The following is a 6,362-nucleotide window of genomic DNA, read 5'->3' as shown; positions in this document are numbered from 1 at the left end:
CCACCTGTACGACGGCCGTCACAAGGGCGCGAAGAACTACGAGCCGAACAGCTTCGGCGGCCCGGCCCAGACCGACCGTCCGCTGTGGCAGTCCATGGCGGTGTCCGGCGGTACGGGCACACACGAGGCACCCGCGCACGCCGAGGACGACGACTTCGTGCAGGCGGGCAACCTCTACCGCCTGATGTCCGAGGCCGAGCAGGAACGCCTGATCGGCAATCTCGCGGACGCCATCGCCCAGGTGTCCCGGGACGAGATCGCCGAGCGCGCGATCGGCAACTTCCGCCGGGCGGACGACGACTTCGGCAAGCGGCTGGAGGCCGCGGTCCAGGCCCTGCGCGGCTGATCACCAGCACTGGACCGCTTGCCGTGGCGCGGGCCGGACCCCTCGGAAGCGAGGGCTCCGGCTCGTCGGCATGTCTCAGACCGGCACCCGCTGCCGTACCGGGGCCCAGCAGCGGATGATGTCGCGGACCGAGACGATGCCCGTGGGCTCGCCGTGGTCCAGGACGATCAGGTGGCGGAAGCCGCCGTGCGCCATCGCATGTGCCGCCTGGTCCAGGGTCCAGGTCGGGGTGGCGAACACGACGTCGTTGGTGGTGTGGGCGTGCGTGCGTTCCGTGTCCGGGTTCTGGCCGAGGCCCACGGAATTGAGGATGTCACGCTCGGTGAGGATGCCGATGCCGCCGGCGTCCGGGTCGAGGACGATGGCGGCGCCCACCCGGCGCGCGGACATCAGGGCGGCGGCTTGGCGGAGGGTGTGTGCGGGACCGATGGTGAGGACCACCGTGCTCATGGCGTCACGAACGAGCATGGGATGGAGCCACCTCCTAGGGAGAAACCTCCGGCGGAATCCGGGCCGGCGGTTCGACGGGTCCGGACCGACGGGTCCGTCGGGTCCGTCGGGTCCGTTGTCCGGCGCTCCGACGAGTCCGGCGCTCCGACGAGTCCGGCGCTCCGACGAGTCCATGGATCGACACGACCGGTTCGACGAGACCGGTCCGACGAGGCCGACGGATCGAAGGGTTCGGTGCGTCGGCGGATCGGCGGATCGACCGCAGTCACGCAGTCGACAGGTCGATGGATCGACGGAGTGCTAGTTCCCGGATTCACAAATTCACAAATGGGGGGACTCTCAGACTCGCAGGCAAAGCGCGAGTCAACAAGGGGGCGCGTGCAACAGCCTGGGGGCGTGTGCGAGCACCTCGTGTTTCTCAGTAGCGCTGGTATTGAGCTGCCCCTCTGGCGAGGTGCGGCGTCGTACCGCACCCTGCCGGTGACCTGGGCGATTGCTGTCCGGTGGTTGTCGTTGTTGGTTGTCGTCGGTCACCCTCGGACGGCCCACAGACGGCCCGAAGCTGGCCGTATCGCCTCAGCTGAAGTCATGAAGGACCAGCCTCCGGGCCGTAGGCCCTCAAGCGCATCTTGGGAGTCCTGGAGTCCAGTCGAACCGCATCCGCAGGCATTCCGCTTACACGGGGGAGGCTGCCGGGAGATCTCAGGGAGGTAGGGAGTTCTCCCTGACTGCCTCCCTGGACCGCATCCCTCTGTCTGACCTGCGTAGATCAACGATCAGGGAGGCAGGGAGGCACGCAGTTCAGACCGTGCGTGACCCCCTCTGGAGGCTTCCGGTAGGGGGTCTCTTTGCCTCCCTGAACTGCACTGCGGGTGATTCCGCTTGACGGTCTGTGGTGGGCCTCGTCTGGCCGTCGCGTGACGAAACCCGGTGCAGCTGCGGACGTTCCGTCACGTGATTGGCTGCCGGGATACCGCCGCCCGGTGACCGGCTGCCGGGTAGAGGGGGGATCCCCCTACCGATGTCCTGCCGGTACACAGTCGGTCCCGACCGTGGGCGGTTCCTGTGAGGGCGGCCGGGTAGAGGGGGGTCCTTACCTGGGTAATGGGGGTGGTAGAGCCCTCTGACCTGCAAGGTAAGGCAGGTAAAGGGGGTCTACGGCATCCCGGCTAAACCCGGTCCGGCGCCGGTTCCGCCTCATTCCTGTGGGTCGCGGACCATCGCGGACCACCCCATCTGACCTGCGGTTTCCTGGACACCCCATCGCGGACCATCGCGGACCAGGCCGCCGGACACGGTTGGGCCGCGATGGTCCGGACAAGACCGACACAAACCCGCAGGTCAAATGGGGTGGTCCGCGATGGTCCGCGACCCACGGCATTGTGACGCGAACCGAGGAAGGGTGATGAGGACCGCCCTTCGGGCGGACGACCCTCAGGCGCCCATAGCCGCCGGGAGCTCCCGGCCGGTCGGCGTCTACCGGGGCCCTGTTCTCCAGGGGTCGCTACTTCCGCTACTCCCGCTACCATGCAGGTCAGAGCCGTGATCGTGGTAGCGGGAAGGGGTAGCGGTAGCGGATAGAGTGCGCTCCCCACCCGGGACGGGCTGGCGTGGTCTCTTCCCTCTCCCCAGGAATCCGCAACAGCCGCCACGCCGCCACAGTGCAGGTCAGAGGGGGTGATCGTGTGGCGGATCGCGTCCGTGTGGCGGATAGGTACCGCCACAGGCAGGAAGGGCAATGAGGACCGCCCTCCGGGCGGACGACCCTCGGACGCCCCCCGCCGACAGGGGCCCGGTCTGCATGGCGGCATCGAGCCCCAGGGCGAGGACGCCGCCTGTTGCGCCGCGTGACCGTCAGGTGGTCTGTGGGACTCCCACGGGCCACCCACCACAGCCCCCACCACGGCCCGTGGGACTCCCACACCCCTGTGGGAGGCACTGACCTGCATGTGAGGGCGTGGGACTCCCACAGAAAGCGTGCCCGGAATCCCCCCGAGCCGCCCCCTGGCGGTCCGTCGGCGCCCTTCACTTCCTCCTGTGGGAGTCCCACGCCGGGCCCGCCTGCCGCCTACAGGAAGTGAGGACCGGACTACGGGTGCCGGTTGGCCAGCACTCGGCGGGCTCTTAGAAGGAGGGCGTGGAGGATTCTGGAGAAAGTTTCTGAAGAGTCGCGACTCAAGCGACTCGTCGCGTCTCACCGCAGGTCAGATTGGGTGTCCCTGAGTCGGGTTGTGCGACTCATCGCGGCTCAGTGTCCGACTCAAGCGACTCAGGGAGCTTCGCTGAGCGGCTTTGAGTCGCGATGAGTCGCGACTCAGGGCAATGTGCGCGGACCTGGTCCGGCCGTCCTGACAGCCTTCCAAGGGGCAGTCGGCGGACTGGGGCAAGGCCATTGGGCCCCCCGCCTTGGAAGGCTGTCAGGAAGCAATCCAGGCGGGCAGACGGCCGCGCAGCGCAACTCGGAACCTGACCCCCGCCGCCTGGACTGCCACTACGGCTTTTCAGAGGGGGCGACCGGGCGCCGGCCGGACCTCCCCCACTTGAAAAGCCTCGGTTGGCCACGCCCACCGGGACCCGCCGGAGGGCCGGACCAGGTCCGCGCATTGCCCCCTTCTAAGAGCACTGCGGAGTGGGTCACCGGCCGGTCATCGGCGGGAACAAGCAAGAGGAGCACCACGTGCGCGGGCGTGCTCCTCTTGCTAGTCGACGGCCGCCCGTGCCGCACTGCACCGCTACAGACAGATACCCCCTCTTTTTTTCCTAAGTAGGGAAGCTCTGCGTCACCGCGTCACCTGATCATGAAAAACACCCTTTGACCTGTGTATATAGCGGTGACGCAGACGGTGGATTCTGCGTCACCGCTGCGTCACCTGCGTCACCTGCGTCACCGGTGTCGGACGCCTGCGTCACCGGTGACGGGCCCCCAATGCTCTGCGTCACCCGAAAAATGCAGGTCAGAGGGCTTGGGTGTCGCAGGTGACGCGGTGACGCAGAAATCCGCACCTCGGACAGACGCGGTCCGGCCGGGCCCCGTTGGCGGGGGGCGTCCGAGGGTCGTCCGCCCGGAGGGCGGTCCTCATTGCCCTTCCTGCCTGTGGCGGTACCTATCCGCCACACGGACGCGATCCGCCACACGATCACCCCCTCTGACCTGCACTGTGGCGGCGTGGCGGCTGTTGCGGATTCCTGGGGAGAGGGAAGAGACCACGCCAGCCCGTCCCGGGTGGGGAGCGCACTCTATCCGCTACCGCTACCCCTTCCCGCTACCACGATCACGGCTCTGACCTGCATGGTAGCGGGAGTAGCGGAAGTAGCGGCCCCTGGAGAGGGGGCAGGGGTCAGAACTCGTATTGCAGCTCGTAGAGATGCCCTGCCTTGGCCATGACCGTGACCTCGATCGGGTGCTCATCGTTGCTGTAGACCACCCGGAAGGTACGGAGTACGGGCAGGTCACTCGGGAGTTGCAGGGCCTCGAACTGTTCCTGGGTGGGAACGCGGGCGGAAACCCGGTCCACGGTGTGGAGCGGTGGGTAACCCATCTCGGCGAGCAGGGCGGGCGTGCCGCCCCGGATCTTCCGGCGTTCGGCCATCGCCGTTCCACGAGCCAGTTCGACCGGGTAGTAGGACTTCACCAATTCGACTGGCGATCCGTCGTACAAGAGGACTTGGCGCCGCAGCACGGCCACACCGTTTTCATCGAGCCGCAGTGCTGCTGCGACGTCCGCGGGCGGGCGTACCTCTGCGACCTCCAACAACTCGATGCTTCCGCGTTTGCCTTTGCTGTTCGCCACCGTGAGCCATGAGTACTGCTCACCGGGTGGCGCCGGTTGGCCGGTGTCCGCCGGGCGGATGGTTTCCTGTTGGTGCGGCCGTACCGTCACGGCCGCACCAGGGCGGCCAACAGCGAGACGTTCGTCCTTCAGTACCTGGAGAGCCTTCTGGACAGTTGCGTTGGCCGCCTCGAACCGGTCCTTGAGTTGCTGGGTCGAGGGGAGTTTGGCTCCCGGCTGAAGATCTCCCGACATGATTTCGTCGCGGAGATCAGCCGCGATACGTTCGTGAAGCGGGCGCCGGTCGTGGGCGTCCAGTTCCGCCTTGGGCACGTCAGATCCTCGGTTCGAGTTCGTAGCGGAGTCGTTGGCCAGTCGCCGGGAAAACTGATTCATCTACCTGGAAGCGCCGGCCGTCGGCGTCCATCGTCAGCCGGGTCATGCAGAGCACGGGTTCAGTGTCGTCAAGGCTGAGTACGTGTCGCTCGGCATCGGTGGGCATGCGTGCCGAGACTTCCTCCCGGACGCGGTGCGCGGAATAGCCCAGTTCGGCAAGGAGGGTGACCGCGCCTCCCCGGATCTTCTTGGTTTCTTCCAGTCGAGTACCGCGCGCGACTTCCATCGGGTAGTAGGTGTCGGTCAGCTCAACGGGTTGGTCGTCGAGGTAGATGACGCGTTGGCGCGCCACCACGGCGGTGCCCTCTTCGACCATGAGCAGCCCTGCCACTCCCGGGGGCGCGGGGACTTCGCCCGCCCGAATGACCCGCTGACTGCCTACGCCTCCCCTGGCCGCAGCTTCCTCCTGCCACGCGTCGCCCTGCGCGTTCTTCCGGGGCGCCACGTACGGCACTGAGCTGCTGACCCAATCGCTGCTGCTCACGCCCGCACTCCTTCCACTCGATCCAGAGGACGACCTCATCGCTTTACACGATAAGCGATACGGCTACGGCAGCAACCTTGCCACCTTTCATGGATAGCGATACGGTTCTCATGTCGCACCGCACCAGCGGAAGCGGCGCAGAGGAGCGTGTTTGCGCTGCTCAGAGGTCTGAAGGAAAGCCCGCAGGGGTGAGTACGGACGACACAAAGAGAGAGCCCCGGCGGGGTGTCCGGTGTTGACGCACCGGGCCCGCCAGGGCCTCAAGCACAGGAGCGGCGCTCGCGGCCAGCAAAGCCGCCGCTCCCTGACCCTCGAAGGGGTAACTCCATGATGCCTGGAACCATCTCGTTACGGCACGCGGAAGCGGTCACGGTTGAGGCCACCACTCCCATTGACGTCCGTGACCTGACGGGTGCGGAGCGGACGGTGGCGTTGTTCGCGTCGGACATGCCGAGCGCGCGGCGCCGCCACACGAAGGACCAGATCCGGGCCTGGATCGTGCAGGGTGTCGAGCGGCTCGGCATGGATGAGGTGCAGCGCAGGGCGGAGTACCTCCGTGGGTGGCGGTTGCTGGATCTGGAAGGGCTGGTGACGGCTCAGATCCAGGCCCTTCACGAGCAGCGTTTCCCCAGGCCCCGGCGCCTGAACAATGCGGAGACGGAAGCGGCGGGCAGCGTCTTCGTTCACGGCATGTCCAGGGCGGCGCAGGTCCGTAACGGCTGGGCCGTCGTGGACGGCGAGTGCCCGTGTGGGCGTACCGGTGACATCGACGTGTGGGGCGGTGACCCGGACGCGTCCTGGAGGCAGGTGTGCCCGGTCCACTGTCAGACGGAGATCGTTGTGGACCACCGTGACCACCGGGCGGCGCTCTGATGGCCGGGCCGGGTCCGCTGGGCGCGCTGTATGCCCGTGTGGC

General features: G+C 67.2%; 5 protein-coding genes. 2 read left to right on the top strand and 3 right to left on the bottom strand.

Features of this window, described 5'->3' with window-relative positions; genetic code table 11:
- A partial coding sequence (locus tag ACFY2B_RS41040) for a catalase-related domain-containing protein (RefSeq protein WP_390768163.1) occupies nt 1–346 on the top strand: 346 nt, incomplete at its 5' end.
- A gap of 75 nt (nt 347–421) precedes the next feature.
- Here the strand turns inward: ACFY2B_RS41040 and ACFY2B_RS41035 are convergent.
- From ACFY2B_RS41035 to ACFY2B_RS41025, 3 genes are all read right to left on the bottom strand, one after another.
- Complete coding sequence (locus ACFY2B_RS41035) at nt 422–814, bottom strand: cyclic nucleotide-binding/CBS domain-containing protein (RefSeq protein ID WP_376534564.1); 393 nt, start codon at nt 812–814, stop codon at nt 422–424.
- A 3,320-nt stretch (nt 815–4,134) separates the two neighbouring features.
- Nucleotides 4,135–4,899 carry a GntR family transcriptional regulator gene (locus tag ACFY2B_RS41030; protein WP_390768162.1) on the bottom strand — a complete coding sequence of 255 codons (765 nt, stop codon included), beginning with the start codon at nt 4,897–4,899 and terminating at the stop codon, nt 4,135–4,137.
- A gap of 1 nt (nt 4,900) precedes the next feature.
- Nucleotides 4,901–5,446, bottom strand: a complete 546-nt coding sequence (locus ACFY2B_RS41025; protein WP_390768161.1) for a GntR family transcriptional regulator — start codon at nt 5,444–5,446, stop codon at nt 4,901–4,903.
- Between the two features lie 327 nt (nt 5,447–5,773).
- Between ACFY2B_RS41025 and ACFY2B_RS41020 the strand changes: the two genes are divergently transcribed.
- On the top strand, nt 5,774–6,319 hold the full coding sequence (locus tag ACFY2B_RS41020; RefSeq protein WP_390768160.1) for a hypothetical protein: 546 nt from the start codon (nt 5,774–5,776) through the stop codon (nt 6,317–6,319).
- The last annotated feature ends 43 nt before the right edge of the window (nt 6,320–6,362 follow it).

The sequence above is a fragment of the Streptomyces sp. NPDC001270 genome (assembly GCF_042896695.1).
Classification (GTDB): Bacteria; Actinomycetota; Actinomycetes; order Streptomycetales; family Streptomycetaceae; genus Streptomyces.
The sequence above is the reverse complement of the archived record's forward strand: the minus strand, read 5'-3'. Positions and strand labels throughout refer to the sequence as shown.

Coding starts and splice junctions, on each gene's coding strand:
- ACFY2B_RS41020 (WP_390768160.1), top strand. CDS start 5,774: ATGATGCCTGGAACCATCTCGTTACGGCACGCGGAAGCGGTCACGGTT.
- ACFY2B_RS41035 (WP_376534564.1), bottom strand. CDS start 814: ATGCTCGTTCGTGACGCCATGAGCACGGTGGTCCTCACCATCGGTCCC.